Here is a 23,132-nt window from a genome sequence, read left to right on the forward strand (position 1 = left end):
CTTTTATTTTACATCCATATTTTATTGATACACTGGAGGAGATAAGAAACGAGAGGTAGGATGCTATGGAGAAGGTAAAAGCAATATTATTTGATAAAGATGGGACATTAATGGATTTTCATTCAATTTGGATAAAAGTAGCTGAAGAACTTGTAGCTGAATGTATAAGTTTATATCATTTACCAAGTACAATAGGGCAGACCTTATTAGAAGAGATTGGTGTAGAGGGAGCATTTGTTAATCCAAGGAGTGCAATAGCTGCTGGAACAAGCCTTGATGTAGCGAAGGGGCTTTGTAATTATATTGAGTCTGCTAGAGAAGAAGAGATGCATCAGTGGGTAAGTGAGAAGTTATTTTCCCTTATGTATGAGCATCGTTCGCATATGAAAATGACAGCAGACTTACCGAAAGTGTTACAGGCATTAAAAGATAAAGGATTTATATTAGGGGTTGTCACGGCGGATGATTTCGCACCAACAGAATTATTTTTAAAACAATATAAGTTGGAGAACTTTTTTGATTATATTATAGCCTCGGATACATTCCCTGCGCAAAAACCAGATAAAAAGATTATAGAAGTGTTTTGTGAGAAATTTAATTTAGAATCATGTGAGGTTGCGGTTGTTGGAGATACGCCAACTGATTTACATTTAGCTAAAAATGGCGATTGCTATGCAATTGGGGTGCTATCTGGTACAGGAGACCGTCCAACATTAGAACCACTTGCTGATTTAGTGTTAGATTCTGTTGGAGAGTTTATTTCTCAATCGGGTGAGTTTTTCTGGGAGAAAGAAAAGTCTAATGTGTAAGGAAAATAAGTCTATAAAGACTCTTAATGAGTCTTTATAGACTTATTTTTTATGCCTGGATACAAAGAATATAGGATAAATGCTAGAAAAGAAAGTTGGCATATATTTTGCAATAAAAAGAGAAAACAATGTAAAGAAAAGGATGGGGTACGCAATGAACACAAAAAAATTTGCTAAAGTAAATGAACAAATTCCAGGACCGAAAGCGGCATCTTTATTAGAACGCCGTCAAAATATAGTACCAAAAGGAGTAAGTAACGGCATCCCAACGTTTGTACGATCTGCCAATGGTGCTCTTGTAACAGATGTTGATGGCAATCAGTACATTGATTTTGCAGGAGCAATCGGGACAATTAACGTAGGGCATTGTCATCCAACGGTTAAAGAAGCGCTCCATAAACAAGTCGATCAATACATTCATACTGGATTTAACGTTATGATGTATGAGCCATATATTGAATTAGCAGAAAAGCTTGCGGCATTGGCACCAGGAAGTTTCGATAAGCAAGTCCTGTTTTTAAATAGTGGTGCAGAAGCAGTTGAGAACGCGGTGAAAATCGCTCGTAAATATACGAAGAGACCTGGTATTATCGCATTTTCTAAAGGTTTCCACGGGCGTACATTAATGACAATGACGATGACAAGTAAAGTGAAGCCATATAAATTTGGGTTTGGTCCCTTTGCTCCAGAAGTATATAAAGCGCCATTTCCATACGAATACCGTCGCCCAGAGGGATTAACGGAAGAGCAGTATGATGATTTTATTATTGAAGAGTTTAAGAACTTCTTCATATCGGAAGTAGCACCAGAAACAATTGCAGCTGTTGTAATGGAACCTGTTCAAGGGGAAGGTGGATTTATCGTCCCAAGTAAGAAATTTGTTCAAGAAGTACGCCGCATTTGTTCAGAGAACGGCATCTTATTTGTAGCGGATGAAATACAAACAGGCTTTAGTCGTACAGGAAAATATTTTGCAATTGATCACTATGATGTCGTTCCAGATTTAATTACAGTGTCTAAATCATTAGGTGCTGGTGTACCGATAAGTGGTGTCATTGGACGTAAAGAAATTATGAATGAGTCTGCACCAGGTGAACTTGGTGGAACGTATGCAGGAAGTCCATTAGGATGTGCGGCTGCATTAGCTGTTCTCGATGTAATAGAAAATGAGAAATTAAATGATAGAGCGATAGAATTAGGAAAAGTCGTAATGAACCGATTCGAAGAGATGAAAAATAAATATCATTGCATCGGTGATGTGCGTGGGTTAGGCGCAATGTGTGCATTTGAGGTCGTTCAAGATCGTAAGACGAAAGCACCTGACAAAACGTTAACGGCTAATCTATGTGCAGAAGCAAATAAGCGTGGGTTACTGTTATTATCAGCAGGGACATATGGAAATGTTATCCGTGTGTTAATGCCTTTAGTTATTACAGATGAGCAACTTGAAGAAGGTTTAACAATAATTGAAGAATCATTGCAAGCTTGTTATGAGCAAACAAACATCGCTCGCGTTTAAAAACTGAAGTATAAATAGCAAACATTCTAGTTGACTCTATATTAAATGCAGAAAATTCACTTTATAATAAAGGTAGTGAAGTGGATCGATGGATTTGAAGTTAGGGGTGGCTAGGATGGTTGCAGAAAAGGAACGAGTGTTAATGGATTTAAAAGATGTATTTGAATATGCGTTTGACGAAATTTTTGTTACAGATGAGCAAGGGATCGTTGTACGTGTAAATAGTACATGTGAAAGGCACTACCAACTAGCTGCAGAAGAGTTAGTTGGTAAGCATGTAAAAGAACTACAAAAGGATGGAATCTTTTATCCATCAGCGACATTAGAAGTGATTGAAAAAAAGAGGCCAATTGAACTCGTTCAAACTACAAAATCAGGAGAGTATTTACACGTTCGTACAAGGCCTGTTTTTGATGATGAGGGAAATTTAAGAAGAGTGATTAGTTATTCTCGCGACCTTACTGAACTCTATCAATTACGTCAAAAGGTAGAGGAAATGGATAATCAGCTAAAAACATATAAAAAAGAATTAAGAGAAACATATGAGCATGAAGGACTTATTTTTAAAAGTCTAGCTATGCAAAAAATAGTCGATACAATCAAAAAAGTATCTGTAGTGGATAGTACTGTTCTCGTTTTAGGCGAGACTGGAGTAGGAAAAAGTCGATTAGTACGCCATTTACATGAAGTGAGTCACCGTAAGCATGAAAGTTTTTATGAAATTAATTGTGCGGCATTACCAACTAATTTAATTGAATCGGAGCTTTTTGGATATTCAGGTGGATCTTTTACAGGTGCGAATCGTGAAGGGAAAAAGGGACTATTAGAATCCGCGCATAAAGGAACTCTTTTTTTAGATGAAATCGGTGAAATGCCGCTTGAAATTCAAGCGAAGCTTTTGCAAGTATTGCAAGAAAAAACATTTCGTCCTATAGGCGGAAGAGAATTAAAAAAAGTAGATGTTCGAATTGTGGCGGCAACAAATAGAGATTTAAGCGAGATGGTGAAACAAGGAACATTTCGGAAAGATTTATACTATCGTTTGAATGTCATTCCAATTGCAATTCCCCCGCTTAGGGAAAGAACAGAAGATATTTTGCCGCTTATTTATCATTACTTGCAGCACTTTAATAACAAGTACGGACGTGATGTGAAACTAGCGCCGAGTACGTTACAAATGTTTGTTGGATATCCGTGGGAAGGGAACAATAGAGAAATAGAGAATGTAATTGAGAGAATTGTTATTACTGTTGATGATGTTGTAACGGTAGAGGATTTGCCACTCTCTATGCAAGAGGCTGCAGTTGAACAATCGGGGCAAAGCCTTTATAAAATGCTGGAAGAGGTAGAGAGAAATATAATTCTTAAAGCGTATAAAACGTATGGATCAAGTTATAAAGTGGCTGAGTTTTTGCAAATTAGTCAATCTGCTGCTACTAGAAAAATTAAGAAGTTCATAGAGGAGGAAGAAAACATTGGATAAAAAGGCGACTTTCGTAAGTATAGATAAAAAGGCGATGTATATAAATGGTGAGTGGATTACACTACAAGAACAAATTGAAGTAAATAATCCTGCGACGAAGGAAATATTTGCAACTGTACCAAAAGGCGGAGTAACAGAGGCAAAGCAAGCTGTTGATGCTGCACATGAAGCTTTTAAAACGTGGTCTAAGTTAACGGCAGCAGATCGTGCAACGAAGTTAAAAAAGTGGTTCATGCTTATTGATGAAAATAAAGAAGAGATCGCAGCGATTATGACGAAGGAACAAGGGAAGCCGTTTGCAGAAGCGCTTGGTGAAGTGAATTATGCAAACAGTTTTGTTGAATGGTATGCAGAAGAGGGGAAACGCGTATATGGTGAAATGATTCCTGCTGCTCATCCGAATAAGCGCATTTTAGTTATGAAGCAACCAGTTGGCGTTATGGCAGCTATTACACCTTGGAACTTCCCAGCTGCTATGATTACGAGAAAGGTAGCCCCAGCGCTTGCAGCAGGCTGTACAGCCGTTGTGAAACCGGCGAGTCAAACGCCATTAACTGCATTGAAATTAGCTGAATTAGCCCATGAAGCAGATATTCCAAAGGGCGTAATCAATATCGTAACAGGTAGTGCAAAAGCAATTGCTGATACATGGATGGAAGATAGTCGCGTTCGAAAAGTGTCCTTTACAGGGTCAACGGAAATTGGGAAAGAGTTAATGGCTAGTGCGGCGCAAACGATGAAAAAAGTTTCGCTTGAGTTAGGGGGACACGCTCCGTTTATCGTAATGAATGATGCAGATTTAGATAAAGCAGTAGAAGCGGTGATTGGTTCGAAATTCCGTAACGCAGGACAAACGTGTATATGTACAAACCGAGTATTCGTTCAAGAAGAAGTATACGAAGTATTTGTAGAGAAGTTCCAAAAGGCAGTAGGGCAGTTGAAAGTAGGAGACGGTTTCGGTGACGGAACGACTGTCGGGCCACTTATTGATGAGAATGCAGTTTCAAAAGTACAAGAACATATTGAAGATGCTATTCAAAAAGGTGGAACAGTTTTATATGGTGGTCAAAAGGTCGCAGAGTTAGAGGGACATTTCATTCAACCGACTGTAATTGGGTTGGCAAATGATACGATGCTTTGTATGAATGAAGAAACATTTGGGCCAGTGGCACCAGTTGCGAAATTTAAAACAGTTGATGAAGTAATCGAACGTGCAAACAATACACCATACGGTTTAGCTGCGTATATTTTCACGAAAGACATTAGCCAAGCATTCCAAATTAGTGAAGCGTTAGAGTACGGTATTATCGGTCTAAACGATGGTCTTCCATCAGTTGCACAAGCACCATTTGGTGGATTTAAAGAAAGTGGTATCGGTCGTGAAGGAGGCCATTTCGGCATCGAGGAATATTTAGAAATTAAATATATTTCATTGGGACTATAAGTAGTATACTAGAATCTCTATAAGGTAACAGAGAAGGAGATTCTAGTATGGTATATTGGCTATTATTACTTGTTACAATTATTTTTGAAGTAGCTGGAACAATTGCGATGAAACTATCAAATGGTTTAACAAAGCTCGTTCCAAGTGTACTGATTTTCGTGTTTTATGGAATTTGTTTCAGCGTGTTCGCCATCGTTGTGAAAAAGATCCATTTAAGTATTGCTTATGCTATTTGGTCTGGCGTTGGAACATTACTTATTACAATCATTAGTGTGTACTTTTTTAAAGAGCATATTAGTTTATTTCAAGCATTTTGTATTCTTTTTATTGTGTTGGGTGTCATTGGACTTAAGGTTTCATCGGCATCATGAAAGCTATCTTTTGTAGAAGATAGCTTTTTTCTATTTGTGCAGTTAGCAATTAATACGACAAAATATGACAAGAAAGAGTAAAGCGTTTTGTTATGATACATATGAAATATTGTCTTATGTGGAGGAAAGAGTATGTTAAAAAAGGTAAGTCAAATTGTTTTAATTTTTGGCATAGCTTTTAGTTTAAGTGCTTGCACTGAGACTAAAGATAGTAATGAAAGTAAACAAGAAGATGTTCAAGATAAAGTGTATAAAATAGGGGAGACAGTAGACGTAGATGGTTTGCAAGTAACTATCGATTCAGTTAAATTAGGATATCCGGATTATGATGAGAATAAAAAGAAAGAGGAGATTTTGGGGATTATTTTTAAAGTAGAAAATAATAGTAAAAAGGAAATACCTTTTGCATTTTATGAATTTGAGATTACCGATAAGAAAGGTACAAGATTTAAAGAATATAATAACCCTGATAGCTTTATTAGTAAAAAGTTAGCACCAGATGAAAAAATTCAAGATATCATGCTATTTGACGTAGCGAAAGAAAATACGTATATCGCTACGTATAGACCGGAGTTTACGCATGAAAATAGAACGATAAAATTTGAATTGAAACCAAATAAATAAAGAAACACATTGGATTATCCAATGTGTTTCTTTATGGTAATAAATTTAAAACGCCCAGTTACCTTTACGGAAGATAGGCTCATGTCTGCCATCAGCAGTAATACCGTCAATATCAAGCTCAGCTGATCCAATCATGAAGTCGTTGTGTGTAATACTAGCGTTTGCGCCGTTTTCAGCAAGTTCTTCTTTAGACATTGTTTTTCCGCCAACTAAGTTAAATGCATAAGCATTTCCGATTGCAAGGTGGCAAGATGCATTTTCGTCAAATAGTGTATTGTAGAATAAAACATTTGTGTTTGAAATTGGTGAGTCATGAGGTACTAAAGCTACTTCTCCTAAGAAGTGAGAACCTTCATCTGTTTCTACTAAATGTTTTAAAGCTTCTTCACCAGCTTCAGCTTTATAGTCTACGATACGCCCGTTTTCAAATGTTAACGTGAAATTATCGATAATATTACCTGCAAATACTAACGGTTTTGTACTAGAAACTTGGCCGTTTACACCTGTTTTAAGTGGCATTGTAAATACTTCTTCAGTTGGAATATTAGCCATAAATGGTACGTTCTTTTCATTTAAGCTACCAGCACCAGCCCATACATGTTTTTCTGGAAGTTCGATTGTTAAATCTGTTCCAGGACCTGTATAGTGAAGAGCTTTATAATGCTTTTCGTTTAAGTAATCCACTTTTGTATGTAATGTTTCATCATGTTCTTTCCATGCTTCTACAGGATTTTCTAAATCAGCACGAGTAGCTTTGAAAATAGCATCCCATAACTTTGCTTCTTGTTCTTCTGGCGCTACGTCAGGGAATACTTTCGCAGCCCATTCTTTCGTAGGAACAGAAATGACACACCAACTTACTTTATCTGCTTGTACGTAATCACGGTATACTTTCATTGCTTCTCCAGCTACTTTATGAGCTGTTGCAATACGCGATGCTTCTACACCTTTTAATAAATCAGGGTTTTCTGCATAGATAGACATAAATGCAGCGCCTTCTTTTGCTAATTCTTCACGAGCATGTGCTTTCCAAGATGGAAATTCAGCGAAAGCTTCTTCAGGAGCTAGATCGAACTTTAAGCGTGTTAACGTCTCATCATTCCAATCTACATATACGTGTTTTGCACCAGATTTATATGCTTTTTCTGTAACGAGGCGTACAAATTGTACAGCTTCAAGAGGTGCACTAATTGATAAAGTTTGTCCAGGTTGAATATTAACACCAACATTAACTGCAAGAGCAGCATATTTCTCTAACGTTTGTTCAAATGACATATGTATAATCTCCTTTAATTTGAAAGATTTCTTACTATATATAATACAAGAAAATTCTAAAAATATATATAAATATAAAGTAAAAAGAGAGCTCAAAATGTATTGAGCTCTTACATTTACTTAATTGAGGAAGCAAACTGCTCTACAGTCGTTGTATGGTGTATACGAACGCGCTTCATCTTTAACAATTCATCAGGTTCACCCTTCGTAATGAATTGCCCAGGCTTTGTCGTCGTCGCAAATTGATAATACTTCTTCGTTTCTGTAACAACCTTATCATCTACATGACCGAATGGATAAGCAATCGCGATAACAGGCTTACCTGTTATTTTTTCTAGTTTTTCTTTTGAACCTTTTAACTCTTCCTCATAGTTTGTAATTTTCGGTAAGTCTGCATGTGTTGCAGTATGAGATTGCACCGAGAAAATGCCGGAATCAACCATTTCTTTTATTTCAGAAGTAGACAATGCTCCTTCTACATCAACGTTATCAACAATCATATATTCTGTTGCTGCCGGTTTAAAAGTATCATCTTTTAGCTTTTGTAAAACGCGAAATGCATTCATATTATTTTTCATACCGTCATCAAATGTAACGAAAATCGGCTTATTTACTTTATTTATATCACCCCAGCGTTCAAACGTTAAAAGCGTATAACCATTGTCTTTTAAATGTTTCATTTGTGCTTCAAAGTTAGCTGGTGATACGAATAAGTCTTTAATACCTTGACCATGATAATCATCGATTGCGTGATACATAAGAACAGGAACCTTTTGTTCGAAAGTAATAGTAGATTTCGTAAGCGGGATTGTTTTCCCATCTTCTTTCATTCCTGTTGCTTCAATTTGGAACTCACCGCGTTTTCCTTCAAATTCTTTTATGTCAAAAGGAATTGTAAATTGTTTCTCCTTTTCTTTAGAAGAAAAAGATTTAGCACGTTCCTTTCCATCAGCTGTGCGCCAAATTTTATATTGTACTTCATTTAAAGAATCTTTTAAGTCTGTAATATGAATACTTGTGTTTGTAGATTCGTGTGTGATGGGAGTATAAGAAATTTTACCTTGTTCTTGTAGAGCCTCTTTTTGTATAGCTACTTCTTGAACCTTTTTCTCTTTTTTAGGTTCTTGGCTTACATTGCTAGTATTGCAGCCTGCTAGAATGGCAGACGTACATAAAGCAATTGCTGCGTATTTTCTCATAAAAATCACCTTCTATTGTGTAGTATGTTGCATATTGACATTAAAATCCCCACCGCTATAAGAGTGGTGGGGATATACCCTTGTTCATCATATCATTTGAAGAAAATGAGGGGAATATGATTTTTAGGAGGCTATTAAGGTAATAGATTAGTGACTTTGAATAGATGTGTTTTTTTGTTTCTTATTAGAATTAATAATAATATAACCGACTACAAAGATAAGAGGAATAATGAAGACATAGATAGGCATTCCCCATACATAATAGCTTTTCAGCGTTAAGACTAGTAAATGTAAGAAATCGAAAATAGCGTGAGCTTTCATAATATCCTCCAATGGTTTTTTGAAAATTATAACATTTTTAACTTGTTATTTGTATAATTTGGAAAGTGATTTAAGCTAATTTTAAAGTAAGAAGAATACATATTAATATGCAATTTTGCATAAGGATATGTATTTTATTAAAATATAAAGATTTTATACTATAATGAAAACCGCTATAAAACTAAGTAAGAATAATGTATGGAGTGGAGAATAGAAATGAAATATAAAAAAATAATATATATCTTTTTCATATCGCTATTTATAGTTGGTTGTCAAAGTGAAGTGAGTAAAGCGAATAGCGTGGAAGAGTATATTCCATCGCATCTTATGAATGCGGAAGTGACGGCGGATATTATGACACTAGAGATGGAACCAGATACTCTTAAAAAGGTAGGGAGTATTGGTCAAAGAATGAGAGAGCATCTAGCGAGTAATATGGAATGGTATTTAAAATATGTAGAAGAACATGCAGAGAAAAAAAGTTTTCCATATCACCCTAATTTCGGTGTTACAAAAGAAGAGTATGAGTTTGTACTAAATGCAATTGATCAAAGTAAATTGGTTAATACAAAAGATGGAAAGCTGAAATTTAAGAAAAAAAATGATCATGAAGTAGAGATTTTTTCAAGTGAAAGTATAAAGCTCCTTAAATATGTAGTTATTAATACGAAGAAGAATACAGTAAAAACATCTCTAGGCGAATGTGAATATTTTGGAGAAATACTGGCGTCACCAGAACAGAAGTTAACTGGTCCTTGGCACGGAAAACAATGGATGTTAAAAAAAGATGATTTAATATATATATTTTCTTTAGGGAAAATGGAAGCAGAAAATAAATCAATTATTGATATTTCGGTGAAAGGTAAATATAAGGGGGAAATTATTAATAAGGAAGAGGCATTAGAGTTTTCTTCAGTTTCTTAAATGATGATAATAAAAAAATCACCTTGCTGTCTAAGCAAAGGTGATTTTTTATTAAATAAACAATCCAGCGATTGTCGCAGATAAAATAGAAGCAAGTGTTGATGCAAATAGCATTTTCCAACCAAATTTAGAAACAACGCTTCCTTGCTTTTCAGAAAGGGCACGGATTGTACCAACGATTGCACCAATTTGGCTAATACTTGCGAAGCTAATTAAGAATACTGTAACGATTCCAACTGTACGTGGAGCTAATGTTGTAGCTGTGTCTTTTAAATCAAGGATTGCTACAAACTCATTTAAAACAATCTTCGTACCCATAATACCACCAGCTGGGATAATATCTTGAGTTGGAATACCCATTAAGAATGCGAATGGAGAAAGTACGTAACCGAAGATTTGTTGTAAAGTAACAGCATGTCCCATTGCGCCTGAAGCTGCACTAATTACGTAGTTTACAACTTCCATCACACCGATAAAGGCGATCATTAATGCGGCAACGATACCAGCTACTTTTAAACCATCAAGCGCACCGTTAATCATTGCGCCGATAAAGCTGTCCCCGAATAGAGTTCTATCAAATTTCTGAATCACTTCATCTTCTTTCTTCGTATCAACTGGTGTTAATAACGAACAAACGATTAAGCTTGAGAATAAGTTTAGCGGAAGAGCTGCCAGTACGTATTTTGCATCTAACATCATTACGTATGATGCTGTAACAGAAGCAGAAACGGAGCTCATCGCAGAACAACAAATGATAAACATACGGTTTTTATTGAAATGCTGTAAATCGTTTTTAATAACGATTAACGCTTCACTTGAACCGAAGAATACAGAGTTTACTGCGTGGAATGACTCAACACGTGGTAAACCAGTAATTTTTGAAATAGCACCGCCGACAACGCGAACGATGAATGGTAAAACACCTAAATAACTAAAGATTGAAAGTAGTGCTGAGAAAAATACGATAATTAATAATACGTTTAAGAAAAAGACAAAATCTCTGTGAATTCCATTAAAGAGAAAATCGACACCTGTCGTACCAAGTTTAATTAGTTTGTTGAAAACTTTACTAATGAAAATAATGATTTGTTGACCAATCTTTGTAGCAAACATAAACCAACCGATTAAAATTTGGAAACCAATCATAATTGCAATTGCACGGAAGTTGATTTTACTTTTGTTGTTTGACAAAGCAAAACATAAACCTAACACGGCAATAATACCGATAATGCTCATTACATATTGCATGTAGTTGCCCCTTTCAGAAGTTCGTATAAAGTTTGTACATAAAACGCTCGTTATATTACTAAAAATAAAGGAATGAGGTTTTATGTCATACGTAAGATGTCTGACCTTTTAGAAAAATAAAAATAAAAAAAGACCCATATGGATTCACTTTCATCTATGAGAGAAAGCTAATCAATATGAGTCCTTTTTTGCGCATAGGCTAATATTCATTAGTTTTCCCCATAGTCCAGCAATTTAAGGTTGCCGGGTAGAAACTCTCGATCCATATTATCAAGTATATATGAGGTAACATCGTCCGTATTAAATTAGTAGTAGCGTAACATTAACAGAGAAGTATCGTCAATAGCTTTTTTTCTTCCAATAGAAAAAGACCATATAAGTATGATAAAATGTAACGCAGTGTTATGAAAAAGAGAGGTCGGAAAATGAGTACTAAAATGACGCCACCAGTTGAGAAAAACGAGTTTATAGATGTAGTATTTGAAGATTTAACACATGATGGTGCCGGTGTTGCGAAAGTAAAGGGCTATCCTATTTTCGTTAAAAACGGATTACCAGGTGAAGAAGCGCAAATTAAAATTATTAAAGTGAAGAAAAACTTTGCATTTGGTCGTTTAATGAAGCTTCATACAGAAAGCCCATATCGTAAAGATGCTGAATGCCCAGTATATAATCAGTGCGGCGGTTGTCAGCTTCAGCACTTATCATATGAGGGACAATTACAGGCGAAAGAAAAGCAAGTACGTGACGTTATGCAGCGCATTGGAGGACTAGGTGATGTTCCTGTTCATCCTGTACTTGGCATGCAAAATCCGTGGGTATACCGTAATAAAGCACAAGTACCAATCGGAGAACGTGAAGGCGGACTTGTAGCTGGTTTCTATCGCCAAGGAACGCATGATATCATTAATATGGAATCATGCTTAATTCAGGCAGAAGAAAACGATACATTAATTCAAGAAGTAAAACGTATTTGTGAAAAGCACGGTATCACTGCGTACAACGAAGAGCGTAACAAAGGAACACTTCGTCACGTAATGGCTCGTTACGGGCAAGTAACAGGAGAAATTATGCTGGTCTTCATTACACGTACAGCAGAATTGCCGAACAAAAAAGCAATTATTGAAGAAATTGCAGCGAAATTCCCAGAAGTAAAATCGATTGTTCAAAACGTAAATACGAAGCGTACAAACGTAATTTTCGGAGACAAAACGACAGTATTATACGGATCAGAATATATTTATGACTTTATCGGTGACATTAAATTTGCGATTTCAGCACGTTCATTCTATCAAGTAAATCCAGAACAAACGAAAGTGCTATACGATAAAACGTTAGAATACGCAAAATTAAATGGTAACGAAACAGTAATCGATGCCTATTGCGGAATCGGATCAATCTCGTTATTCCTAGCGCAAAAAGCGAAAAAAGTGTACGGCGTTGAAATCGTCCCAGAAGCAATCGAAGACGCAAACCGAAACGCAGCACTAAACAACATGACAAACGCTGAATTTGGCGTAGGAGAAGCAGAAGTAGTCATTCCAAAATGGTACAAAGAAGGCGTAATCGCCGACACAATGGTCGTAGACCCACCGCGTAAAGGCTGTGACGAAGCATTACTAAATACAATCATCGACATGAAGCCAAACCGCGTCGTATACGTATCGTGTAACCCAGCAACATTAGCACGTGATTTAAAAGTACTAGAAGAAGGCGGATATAAAACACAGGAAGTACAGCCTGTTGATATGTTCCCGCATACGACGCATGTGGAGTGTGTGGCTTGGCTTAAGTTAGTATAATAGGAAAGCAGTTGATATAGGGGAAATCTATACCATCTGCTTTTTGGTTTACAAAAATACCATTCATAAGCGATTTTAGTTAAAATAAATATTGCTGATTTTCACAAATTATAAATTGAGATTTTGAAATTGTATTCATAGTGAGAGGATTTGAATTTGAAATGATAGATAATTTTTGGCGTGAATTACCACGACCATTTTTCGTACTTGCACCAATGGAAGATGTGACAGACGTTGTTTTCCGTCACGTAGTAAGTGAAGCAGGTCGTCCGGACGTATTCTTCACAGAGTTTACAAACTCGGATAGCTATTGTCATCCAGAAGGTATGAAAAGTGTACGTGGCCGTTTAATTTTTACAGAAGACGAACAGCCGATGGTGGCACATATTTGGGGAGACAATCCCGAATACTTCCGTCAAATGAGTATTGGTATGGCAGAACTAGGATTTAAAGGCATCGATATTAATATGGGTTGCCCAGTTCCGAACGTTGCATCAAGAGGAAAAGGTAGTGGCCTTATTCTACGTCCAGACGTTGCAGCAGAACTTATCCAAGCAGCAAAAGCGGGCGGACTACCTGTCAGCGTAAAAACACGACTTGGCTTTAAAGAGTTAAGCGAGTGGGAAGATTGGTTAACGCACATTTTCAAACAAGATATTGCAAACCTTTCTATTCACTTACGTACAAGAGAAGAAATGAGCCAAGTAGATGCGCATTGGGAACTAATTCCGGAAATTAAAAAATTACGTGACCGTATCGCACCAAATACGTTAATAACAATCAATGGAGACATCCTTGATCGTAAAATGGGGCTGGAACTTGCTGAAAAATACGGCATTGATGGCGTAATGATCGGACGAGGCATCTTCAAAAATCCATTTGCTTTTGAAAAAGAGCCAAGAGAGCATAGCAGTAAAGAGCACCTAGATCTTTTAAGACTACAACTTGATCTTCAAGATCAATATGCAGAAGTACTGCCACGCTCAATCACAGGGCTTCACCGCTTCTTCAAAATTTATGTAAAAGGCTTCCCTGGAGCTGCTGAATTGAGAAATCAATTGATGAGTACGAAATCGACTGATGAGGTGCGTGGGTTGCTTGATAAGTTTGAGGATAGTGTTGGTGTGGCTCAGGATAGTGAGACGGTGTAATACTTTGAAGATAGAGGGAAATGGATTGTATTAATTTGTGGGTAGTTATTTTATTTAGTTTTGAGTTTTTTTGTGAATGTAACTTTTTTTGTTGATACAGTCTGCTTGCTGAAAAAAGAAGTCTTTGAGAATATAATGAACTAACGAATACTCGTAAGGAGAAAAATGACAAGAGCTGGAGTAGAGTACATTAGGCTCTATCGAGGTATGAAATGTAATCTGAATAATAGACAGAAATAAAAAATCTCTTTATTTGAGCATGGCCATCAAGTTAAGAAAATGTATGATTTTTATCTAAATAGGACCTCCTTACATGCAGAGTGCATGTAAGGAGGTCCTATTTTATGTTCAAATTAATTAATTTAACAGCGGAAAAATTAAATCTAAATTTCCGATTATAAAAATATTGTTTTTCGACTTCTTTCGACATAATTTATAAAGTTAATTATTTAGTATTGGTATGAAGATCTTTTGAATAATAGTTATTTTTAAATATTCGATAATAATTTTAGAGTACTGTGGAATTTTCTTCTGATTTGAAGATTTTTTCTTATAGGAGCTACCAGAATTTTTTTATTTTAATTGGAGGGAAATTATGAAGAAAGTATTAATAGCTTTACTTACAGCAGGATTAATTACATCGGGTTGTCAAAAATCAACAGAATCAGTACCAACAAAAGAAGTAAGCCAAAATGTTAAGCAAGATGAGAAGAAAATTATGACGAATGAGAGCAATGATATTTCGACTTCAAATTTAAGTGGAATAGCAATGTACCTAAAAAAAACTTATCGACTTGAAGATTTAGAGAGAACGCTTTCATCCCCAAGAACAAAAGAGGAAACTAGATGGTTATATGTAGATAATTATGCTAAATATACATTTGAAAGTGATGGGAAAATTATTAATCATATTAAGATTGAATTATTAGAGCCAAAAGATTTGAAGTATAAGGATGCCTTCAAATTATTAGGTCTTGATATTATGTTAGGTACTAAAATTGAATCAGAAGGCACTGAGGCGGAAGGGTATGCAAAATATGATGTTCGAGGAAATGATGCGGAAAGTGTGCAGATTGAGAAGTTTTCAGGAACTGGGGGCGGTAGCATATCTGTAAGTGTGGATGGGGCTTTCAAAAATAAAGAAGGTACTGTTTGGTTGGATTGTGACCGGGATGGTAATGTGAAATTTATTGAAATGAATTATAAGGGTAAGGCGGTAGGAAATGAAACAAGTGTTGCTAACGAGAAATTAGAACCCTTTGATGCAGAGGCAGGATCGGAAGTAGGAAAGAATATTGCAAATATAAAAGTTTATGATACGAAGGATTTACTTATTGAACAAACCGGATTAGCCCCATTTTTATTTCAAGCAACGCTGTATGATAATCCAAATATGTATTATACAGCTGATTTTCCGATAAAAGTTCGAGTTGATAATAAGTCTACGGTAGAAGAAGCTGTGAAAATCGGAAATGAAATTAACAATTTAGTGGTAAGTGCTGTAAATAAAAAGTTTCCACATAAAAATTTTAGAGTCAAAACGTACATTTATCATACAGAATTGGATTCATCAGGTAATTTTAATGCTACTACATCAAAAAAATTGAAAATAATAGAAAATTAATATGTGAAACTTTGGGGATTTGATTTTAATAATAGGGCAGGGAGAAATAAAATAATGAATTGTACAGCATGTAATAAGAAATTATTGAAAACAAATAAGTACTGTACTAGTTGTGGTACAGAGAGAATAAATTTGGATGAATCAGAAGAACTATTTGATAATGGAGAATTCCATAACGATATTACGCCCCAAAATAGAAATGATAAAAACATAAAATTAATAAGAATTGCAAAAAAATCTCCTTGGTACGTGTGGATAATTGGGATTGTATTTATAGTTATATTAGTTAACGTTCTAATTCAAAATAATAGTCCACAAGAAACAGTAAAAGGCTTTTTTAAAGCTCTTGAATCAAGAGATTTAAACAAAGCAGGTGAGTATATACATCCGAGTCTCCCTTGGGATGTAGAAGCTGGAAAACGTATTGGAATTCCAAAAAATGCGTCAATAGATATATTGAATATAGAAGAAAGAAAAGTTGGAGATAGAGCAAAATTAAAAGTTACGATAGATATCTCTCCAAAACCTTTATACGGCCCTAATCCTGACAATATTACTATTGATTTGAAGAAAGTTGACGGAAAGTGGCTAATTTATGATATGCAATAGTCTCCTATATGGATAAAATTCATCGAAACCCATAAACTCTAGTTTGTATAGAAGAAATATAACAATGTAAGAGACGAGCAGTGTATTTGAGGAATCAATGCACTGCTTTTATAGTTAACAAATATAAAATAGAATGTAGATCTAATGAACTAAGAAAAAATGAACCGAAAAGTTACTGTAACCCTTCTATAGAATCAAATTATTGCTTGGATTGTAGTATAGCCTCTATAATCATAAATTTGGTTAAGACTACAAAACCTCCCCCTAAAATGTTAAAGTAGTAACTTAACGACATTAATTTACACATGCTAAAAGCATTACTATAATCAACATTTCAGGAGGAAACCCAATGGCAATGAGCAACAACGATATATTAAAAAGAGTAAGATATGCTTTAGATATAAAAGACATAGATATGGTAGAAATCTTTAAACTTGGCGGGATGGAAGTAACGAAAGAAGACGTAGTTGATATGCTTACAAAAATAAAGAGAGAGCCTCAGCACGAGCCTGAAAACCCTGATGTAATCGAAGATGAGTACGTATTAACATGCGATATGATGATGTTAGAGGCATTTTTAAATGGATTTATTACTTTAAAAAGAGGAAAGCAAGATCCGAAACCAGGGCAGCCTGCACCTGTACAGAGCAAGGAGAGTGCCAATAACCTTCTTCTAAAGAAAATGAAAATCGCACTTTCATTAACGAGTGAAGATGTGCTTGATATATTAGATAGCGTGGGCGTTAAGGTGACAAAAGGAGAACTAGGCGCTCTATTAAGAAAAAAAGGCCATAAAAATTACAAAGAGTGCGGCGATAGATACGCAAGGAATTTCATTAAGGGATTAGGTGTAAAGTATAGAGGGTAATGAGTTCGTTAAAGCAGTAAATGATATAATAGATAGAGTAGGACGTTCGTATCCTACTCTTTTTTATTTATAAAAATACTATGCTAGGTGATGAAATGGTACATACATATTTAGGTGAGACAATTAATTTTCATATAACTTATAAGAAGAAAAAGTCCGTGCGTCTTTTTGTGGATTCGTATGGAAATGTGGAAGTGCAGGCTCCGAAAGGGACACCTGTTGAATACTTAGTTCAGTTGCTAGAGGAAAAGTGGGATTGGATTCAGACAACACGTAAGGAAATGGCGGAGCGAGCGCGTGGACCACAGGAAAAGGATTATGATCAAGGAGAGGGCTTTTTGTATTTAGGGAATACGTATCCGATACAGATTTCCCAAGATGCAAGCATTGAGCAAGACAATGCGATTTTTGAAGGGGATAAGTTACATATTTATGTGAAAGAGCTTAAGGATGAGAAAATACAACAAGCTTTAAAACGATTTTACTATAAGCAGTGTAAATCTTTAGTAGAGAAGAGTATTAAAGCGCATCAAAGTAATTTCAAAACAAAACCACGTTCTATTCGTATTAAAGATAGTAGTCGTACTTGGGGTACTTGCGATTCGAATTTACAACTAACATTCAATTGGAAGCTAGCAATGGCACCACAGCGAGTAATTGACTATGTAGTTGTTCATGAAATGTGTCATATGGTTCATTTAAATCATGATCGATCTTTTTGGCGTCTTGTCGGGAAGATAATGCCTGATTATAAAGAAATGGAGAATTGGTTAGCGTTATCTAGTTGGAAGATGACGGTTTAGGAAGGGATATCGATTTTTGTCTGTAAATCGATATTTCTTGTCGAATCGTTGATATATTGTGAGTTTTGATAGATATATTTTAAAAATCGTTGATATATTGTAAGTTATGATAGATATATTCGAAAAATCGTTGATATAATTTCATTTACCACAGGATTGTTCAACAAATCGAAAAGAGAAGAGGTCACAGCAGACATCTCCTCTTTTCGAGTATATAGATTATCGCCCAAACTTCACAATGAAAGTATCTGCTGTTTTCTCCATCTCATACCCACGATACCCCTCCGAAAGCAAAGCCTGCTGTCCACTAGCATCACTCATTAGAATACTTTGAATATCCGTCCAATCGCTTTCTTTATCTCCGCGCAATTTCTTCACAAAAACATACCGCAGACTACCACCATACTTCTCCTTTAGCGCAGCAATCGCCATCCCTTGCGCAAACTTATCCTTCAAACTCGGGATGTTAAAAGGAGCAACGGTGCAGCATACATAATCATATTTGCTATCTTCTTTTTGCAATTCGTCCATGATGACGTTTGCTAATATTTTTTGCATACCATTTCCTCGGCAGTTCGGATGAACGTTTGAGATTTCTTGATAGATGACGCGGTGCAGTTCACTTTCTGATAGACCAATATCAAGCCCTAAATGTTCATCGTCGATAGGAGGGACGAGTAGAGCACGAAATGCGATGAGTTTGTTTTCAATAAAAGCACCGATCATCATGCCGTTTCCTTCTAGAATGTATTGAAATTCTTCTTGTGAGAGTGGTTGTAAACGACTTTTATCTTCTAGTGCTTCAACTACAATGTTTTGTAGTGATAAGATTTGCTCGATGTGCTCTAGTGATAGTAATGTAACGTGAAATGGATTGTTATTTTGTTTTAATGTTCCTTCGTATAGAACCGTCATATGATAGTCCTCCTTTAGCGTACAACGTCTTGAAAGACGGCTAGTTCTTGTAATGTATCTTCGTTTATTTCAATGCCGAGTCCAGGCTTTTCGTTTAAGCGAATGAATGGTACGTCGTAATGTAAGTTTCCGATGTCTTTTGTGAATTTTAATGGCCCTGTTAGCTCTACGCTCGTAATGATTTTCTTTGAGAAAGCGACATGGAAACCTGCGGAAGAGGCAACAGATGACTCGACCATTGATCCCACTTGGCATTCAATGCCTGCCATTTCTGCTTGATGAGCGAGCTTTACAGCTGGATATATGCCGCCGCATTTCATTAGTTTTATATTTACTTTATCAGCAGCTTCTAATTTAATAATTTGGCGCATTTCACGAGAACTTTTTAAGCCTTCATCAATCATAAGCGGGAGGTCTGTCTTAGAACGGATATGAGCCATGGCATCAATATCGTCCGCGATAACAGGTTGTTCAATCCAGTCAATGTTTAAATGTCCTAATGAACGAAGTGCTGTTAATGTGTTTGCGCTATTTTTCCAGCCTTGGTTTACATCAACGCGAATAGCGATGTCATTTCCTACACGTTCTCGTACAGCTTCAATACGTTTCACATCTTCTTTTACATTCGTACCAACTTTCATTTTGAAAGATTGGTAACCTTTTTGAATCATAGAAGCAGCTTCTTCAGCCATGTTTTCTGGATCGGCAATACTTAAAACGTGAGTGACAGGGAATTCTTCATGGTAGCGCCCGCCAATTAATTGATATACAGGTTGATTTAGTTTTTTGCCCATTATATCAAAACAAGCAATATCAATTGCGGCTTTCGCTGTTGGAACACCGTAAATTGTATTGTCCATCATGTCGTGTATTTTTTCGATATTCATTGGATTTTGCCCGATTAGAGCAGGGGTTAGCGTATGTTTTAAAGTATAGAAAGTACTTTCCCATGATTCACCTGTGACGTGATCATCAGCAACGCCTTCACCGTAACCGATAATACCTTCATCTGTTTCCATTTTGACGATAATAGAGGGCATATCAGAATAAGAGCCATAACTAATAACAAACGGATTGCGAAGCGGTAAACGAATTGCGTAAAGATGAATAGCTGTAATTTTCATTGAATAGAAACCCCTTCCTGTTTACAATAGTTTTATACATTTGATATAGTTGACGTTAAATAGTCGTTAATTAATGATAAGGAGTTAGAGAAAATGATGATAAAAATTGCAGTTGTCGGTTCAAAGGAATTTATGGACAACCTTTTTCCTATTGCTCAAAAATTAGAAGGAATAGAAATTGATCCATATATTTACCTTCATCCGGCGGAATCTTCTGAACTATTAAAGTGTTTAAAGCCTTGTGATGTCATCTTTTTCTCAGGTGCTTTACCTTATTATATGGCAAAAGAAATAAGAGAACAATTACGAATTCCAAGTACATACTTACAGCAAGACGAGACAACTGTCGCATCTTCAATTCTTTCTATCATGTATCATCAAAGTATTCAACCACATAACATTTCCATCGATTTAGTAGACCGCTCTTTTATTACAAATGTGTTCCATGATATCGGTATAAAAGAAAGTCCGCAAGTGTTGGATTATGAAAATATGCTGTGGAGTAAAGATGAGATAAATAGAGTTATCAATTTTCATGTAGCTAAATATCAATCTGGAGAGGCTCATTTAGCTTTAACTAGTATTCACGCTGTTTACGACGAGCTTCAAAAAATAGGTGTTCCTTCAGAGCGTATGATTGATCCAACACAATCCATTATACATGGGCTAAAAGATGCAAAAATAAAAGCTGAGTTAGCAAAAAGCTATTCAGCTACTGTTGGTGCTTGTATTATTTCTTCCTTAGAATTACGAACGAGTTTGCTTGAAAAACTAGATGTCATTTCAAAAGAACTACGTGGTTCATTTAAACAAGTGGATGAAATGACATGCATTTTGTATACAACTCGTGGTGATATCGAATCAATTATTAAAACAAATGCGATAGATAACTTGTTTGCGAGCGTAGAAGGAACGATAGCTATTGGATTTGGTTATGGGAAAACCGTGAAAGAAGCGGAGCAAAATGCAAAAATTGCTCAAAGTTTTGCAAAGAACAATCCAATAGATCGTTGTTTTTATATACTAACAAGTGATAAAGATTTGTTTGGTCCGTTCCCGAAAGAACAGAGAGTACAAAGTTTGAAAAATGATAATCCGGAACTAATGAAAATAGCGAAGGAAACAAAGCTTAGTCCGGCCAACTTGTCAAAAATCATTCAATTTAGTCAATCGCACCCGTCATTGAAGTTTACAGCAGCTGACCTTTCTGAGTACTTACAAGTAACTCGAAGATCGACAGAAAGGTTGTTAAAGAAATTAGCTGATTACGGGTATGCTCATATTTGCGGCGAGGAAATGCCCTATCAACAAGGGCGACCTCGCGCACTATATGAACTGAATTTACCGCTATTTTTAAGCTTCTAGTTGAGCTTTTTGTTTCTTTAGTAGTTCTGCTTTTTCAATGTCTGATAGTTTTACAATTGTGAAGCCTGTTATACCATAAATGATTGAGATAATAGGTACGATGAAATTCAAAATAGCATAAGGAGCATATTCAAATGCACCTACGCCAAGTGTTGCGAGAATAAATACACCGCACGTATTCCAAGGAACGAAGACAGAAGTTAATGTTCCACCATCTTCTAATGCTCTGGATAAGTTTTTTGAATGTAGTCCTTTTTCCGTGTAGGCATTTGCGTACATTCTTGAAGGGACAACAATTGAAATATATTGTTCAGAGCAAGTAAGGTTTGTTGCAAAACAAGATGCGATAGTAGAAGCGATAAGCCCTTTTGCTGATTTCGCTAACTTTAAAATTTGATTTACAATTGAGCGAAGAATACCTGTATGTTCTAATACTCCTCCGAAAGTCATAGCGACAATTGTCATAGAGACTGTATTCATCATCGAATCTAAGCCACCGCGGTTAAATAGTTCGTCTACTAGCTTGTTTCCAGTGTCTATAACAAATCCAGCTTGGAGTGCACCGACAGATGCTGAGACAGAACCACCTTGAATAAAGACTTGTGATAAGAATCCTAAAATAATACCGACGAGAATCGCTGGTATAGCAGGGACTTTTTTAGCGACCAATACCATAACGACTACGGGTATAATGAGTAGAAAAGGCGAGATAACAAAGTTTTGTTGCAATACTTGTAACGTTTGATCGATGCTCTTCGCATCAATATTGTTAGCGCCAAAGCTTTTTCCTAAGACTGCGTAGACGATAAGAGTAATAATTAAACCTGGAACTGTAGTAAATAACATATGACGAATGTGTGCGAATAAATCTGTATTTGTTAATCCTGCGGCTAAGTTAGTTGTGTCTGAAAGCGGTGACATTTTATCGCCAAAATAAGAGCCTGAAATAATGGCACCAGCAACCATTGGAGCTGGAATTCCCATACTTAGGCCAATTCCCATTCCAGCAACACCAATTGTGCCCATTGTAGACCAAGAGCTACCAATTGCTAATGCTACGATAGAACAAATGACGGTAATGGAAACTAAAAATAGTGATGGAGTCAAAAGTTTTAAACCGTAATAAATCATCGTTGCGACGATTCCACCGCCAATCCAAGCACCAATTGTTAAGCCAACAAGAATAATAATGACGATAGCGGGTAATGCAAGACGAATCCCTTTATACATTGCTTCTTCAAGATCATTCCATTTGTAACCGTAACGCCAAGCGACAATAGAAGCAACGGTTGTACCAATAATAAGTGGAACGTGAGGGGTTTGTTTTAATACAACAATTGTAACCATCATAACTGCAACGGTAATGATAATAGGGATAATCGCTATTCCAAAAGGTATTTCTTTTTTCATAAAGTTCCTCCTTGTTACGTATGTTTGTTTGTATTTTTAGAATTGTCGTAAAATAGACGTTTATTAGGTTATGATAACTAAAAGTTTATGTAAGCGTCAACATAAAAAACAGAAAATAAGGAATGTTCTAGTTGTTTGTTTAGTTTGTAATATAAGTGCAGAGTAAGCTTTTTAAGTATTTAAAAATAAATAATTGACTTTTTTCTTAAAATTCAATATGTTCATAAAAACATCTGTTTTTCAT

General features: G+C 35.9%; 21 protein-coding genes and 1 riboswitch. Of the genes, 14 read left to right on the forward strand and 7 right to left on the reverse strand.

Features of this window, described 5'->3' with window-relative positions; all coding sequences use genetic code 11:
* Positions 1-65: 65 nt before the first annotated feature.
* From ACTFR3_RS20905 to ACTFR3_RS20930, 6 genes are all read left to right on the forward strand, one after another.
* On the forward strand, positions 66-809 hold the full coding sequence (locus tag ACTFR3_RS20905; protein WP_000416664.1) for an HAD family hydrolase: 744 nt from the start codon (positions 66-68) through the stop codon (positions 807-809).
* 154 nt (positions 810-963) lie between these two features.
* Complete coding sequence (gene gabT / locus ACTFR3_RS20910; protein ID WP_033685433.1) at positions 964-2,328, forward strand: 4-aminobutyrate--2-oxoglutarate transaminase; 1,365 nt, start codon at positions 964-966, stop codon at positions 2,326-2,328.
* 115 nt (positions 2,329-2,443) lie between these two features.
* Positions 2,444-3,811, forward strand: coding sequence for a sigma-54 interaction domain-containing protein (locus ACTFR3_RS20915; protein ID WP_440019370.1), 1,368 nt, complete (start codon positions 2,444-2,446; stop codon positions 3,809-3,811).
* The gene (gene gabD, locus ACTFR3_RS20920; protein WP_059304191.1) at positions 3,804-5,255 is read left to right on the forward strand and encodes an NADP-dependent succinate-semialdehyde dehydrogenase; all 1,452 of its coding nucleotides are present in this window, start codon (positions 3,804-3,806) and stop codon (positions 5,253-5,255) included. The genes ACTFR3_RS20915 and gabD overlap by 8 nt, the downstream gene beginning before the upstream one ends.
* 47 nt (positions 5,256-5,302) lie before the next feature.
* Positions 5,303-5,626 carry a DMT family transporter gene (locus ACTFR3_RS20925; protein WP_000263262.1) on the forward strand — a complete coding sequence of 108 codons (324 nt, stop codon included), beginning with the start codon at positions 5,303-5,305 and terminating at the stop codon, positions 5,624-5,626.
* Positions 5,627-5,758: 132 nt separating this feature from the next.
* Positions 5,759-6,250, forward strand: coding sequence for a DUF4352 domain-containing protein (locus tag ACTFR3_RS20930; RefSeq protein ID WP_000915109.1), 492 nt, complete (start codon positions 5,759-5,761; stop codon positions 6,248-6,250).
* 45 nt (positions 6,251-6,295) lie between these two features.
* On the opposite strand, the gene ACTFR3_RS20935 is transcribed toward ACTFR3_RS20930, so the two are convergent.
* The 3 genes from ACTFR3_RS20935 to ACTFR3_RS20945 all read right to left on the reverse strand — a co-directional run bounded on the left by ACTFR3_RS20935 (position 6,296) and on the right by ACTFR3_RS20945 (position 9,045).
* Complete coding sequence (locus tag ACTFR3_RS20935) at positions 6,296-7,525, reverse strand: aminopeptidase (RefSeq protein WP_000007349.1); 1,230 nt, start codon at positions 7,523-7,525, stop codon at positions 6,296-6,298.
* Positions 7,526-7,641: 116 nt separating this feature from the next.
* The gene (locus ACTFR3_RS20940) at positions 7,642-8,724 is read right to left on the reverse strand and encodes a polysaccharide deacetylase family protein (RefSeq protein ID WP_001233731.1); all 1,083 of its coding nucleotides are present in this window, start codon (positions 8,722-8,724) and stop codon (positions 7,642-7,644) included.
* Between the two features lie 147 nt (positions 8,725-8,871).
* A complete protein-coding gene (locus ACTFR3_RS20945) occupies positions 8,872-9,045 on the reverse strand; it encodes a hypothetical protein (RefSeq protein WP_000643592.1) in 174 nt (57 codons plus the stop codon).
* A 216-nt stretch (positions 9,046-9,261) separates the two neighbouring features.
* Between ACTFR3_RS20945 and ACTFR3_RS20950 the strand changes: the two genes are divergently transcribed.
* Positions 9,262-9,969 carry a hypothetical protein gene (locus ACTFR3_RS20950; protein WP_000875609.1) on the forward strand — a complete coding sequence of 236 codons (708 nt, stop codon included), beginning with the start codon at positions 9,262-9,264 and terminating at the stop codon, positions 9,967-9,969.
* A 51-nt stretch (positions 9,970-10,020) separates the two neighbouring features.
* On the opposite strand, the gene ACTFR3_RS20955 is transcribed toward ACTFR3_RS20950, so the two are convergent.
* Positions 10,021-11,217, reverse strand: a complete 1,197-nt coding sequence (locus ACTFR3_RS20955; RefSeq protein WP_001200484.1) for a NupC/NupG family nucleoside CNT transporter — start codon at positions 11,215-11,217, stop codon at positions 10,021-10,023.
* A gap of 202 nt (positions 11,218-11,419) precedes the next feature.
* A riboswitch (purine riboswitch) is annotated at positions 11,420-11,521 on the reverse strand.
* A gap of 121 nt (positions 11,522-11,642) precedes the next feature.
* Between ACTFR3_RS20955 and rlmD the strand changes: the two genes are divergently transcribed.
* The 6 genes from rlmD to ACTFR3_RS20985 all read left to right on the forward strand — a co-directional run bounded on the left by rlmD (position 11,643) and on the right by ACTFR3_RS20985 (position 18,074).
* Complete coding sequence (rlmD, locus tag ACTFR3_RS20960) at positions 11,643-13,019, forward strand: 23S rRNA (uracil(1939)-C(5))-methyltransferase RlmD (RefSeq protein WP_113304227.1); 1,377 nt, start codon at positions 11,643-11,645, stop codon at positions 13,017-13,019.
* A gap of 161 nt (positions 13,020-13,180) precedes the next feature.
* Entirely contained in the window at positions 13,181-14,170 is a 990-nt protein-coding gene (locus ACTFR3_RS20965) for a tRNA dihydrouridine synthase (protein WP_000566712.1), read from the forward strand.
* Between the two features lie 595 nt (positions 14,171-14,765).
* Positions 14,766-15,794, forward strand: coding sequence for a hypothetical protein (locus ACTFR3_RS20970; protein WP_000756602.1), 1,029 nt, complete (start codon positions 14,766-14,768; stop codon positions 15,792-15,794).
* Between the two features lie 54 nt (positions 15,795-15,848).
* Positions 15,849-16,403: a zinc ribbon domain-containing protein gene (locus ACTFR3_RS20975; protein WP_000995851.1), complete on the forward strand. Its 555-nt coding sequence runs from the start codon at positions 15,849-15,851 to the stop codon at positions 16,401-16,403.
* Positions 16,404-16,752: 349 nt separating this feature from the next.
* The gene (locus tag ACTFR3_RS20980; RefSeq protein WP_065211608.1) at positions 16,753-17,271 is read left to right on the forward strand and encodes a DUF1456 family protein; all 519 of its coding nucleotides are present in this window, start codon (positions 16,753-16,755) and stop codon (positions 17,269-17,271) included.
* A 95-nt stretch (positions 17,272-17,366) separates the two neighbouring features.
* Positions 17,367-18,074, forward strand: coding sequence for a M48 family metallopeptidase (locus ACTFR3_RS20985; protein ID WP_016125354.1), 708 nt, complete (start codon positions 17,367-17,369; stop codon positions 18,072-18,074).
* Positions 18,075-18,293: 219 nt separating this feature from the next.
* Here the strand turns inward: ACTFR3_RS20985 and ACTFR3_RS20990 are convergent, their stop codons facing one another.
* Both ACTFR3_RS20990 and ACTFR3_RS20995 read right to left on the reverse strand, forming a co-directional pair.
* Positions 18,294-18,989 (reverse strand): N-acetyltransferase, encoded by a 696-nt coding sequence (locus tag ACTFR3_RS20990; protein WP_071740535.1) that lies wholly within the window; start codon positions 18,987-18,989, stop codon positions 18,294-18,296.
* A 14-nt stretch (positions 18,990-19,003) separates the two neighbouring features.
* Positions 19,004-20,113, reverse strand: coding sequence for a mandelate racemase/muconate lactonizing enzyme family protein (locus tag ACTFR3_RS20995; protein WP_065211606.1), 1,110 nt, complete (start codon positions 20,111-20,113; stop codon positions 19,004-19,006).
* Between the two features lie 93 nt (positions 20,114-20,206).
* Here ACTFR3_RS20995 and ACTFR3_RS21000 point away from each other — a divergent pair, with 93 nt between their 5' ends.
* Positions 20,207-21,478, forward strand: coding sequence for a transcriptional regulator (locus ACTFR3_RS21000; protein ID WP_440044800.1), 1,272 nt, complete (start codon positions 20,207-20,209; stop codon positions 21,476-21,478).
* Here ACTFR3_RS21000 and nhaC read toward each other — a convergent pair.
* The gene (gene nhaC / locus ACTFR3_RS21005; RefSeq protein WP_000711522.1) at positions 21,467-22,888 is read right to left on the reverse strand and encodes a Na+/H+ antiporter NhaC; all 1,422 of its coding nucleotides are present in this window, start codon (positions 22,886-22,888) and stop codon (positions 21,467-21,469) included. The genes ACTFR3_RS21000 and nhaC overlap by 12 nt on opposite strands.
* Positions 22,889-23,132: the final 244 nt, after the last annotated feature.

Source organism: Bacillus cereus group sp. MYBK14-1 (assembly GCF_051916885.1).
GTDB classification, from domain to species: domain Bacteria; phylum Bacillota; class Bacilli; order Bacillales; family Bacillaceae_G; genus Bacillus_A; species Bacillus_A cereus.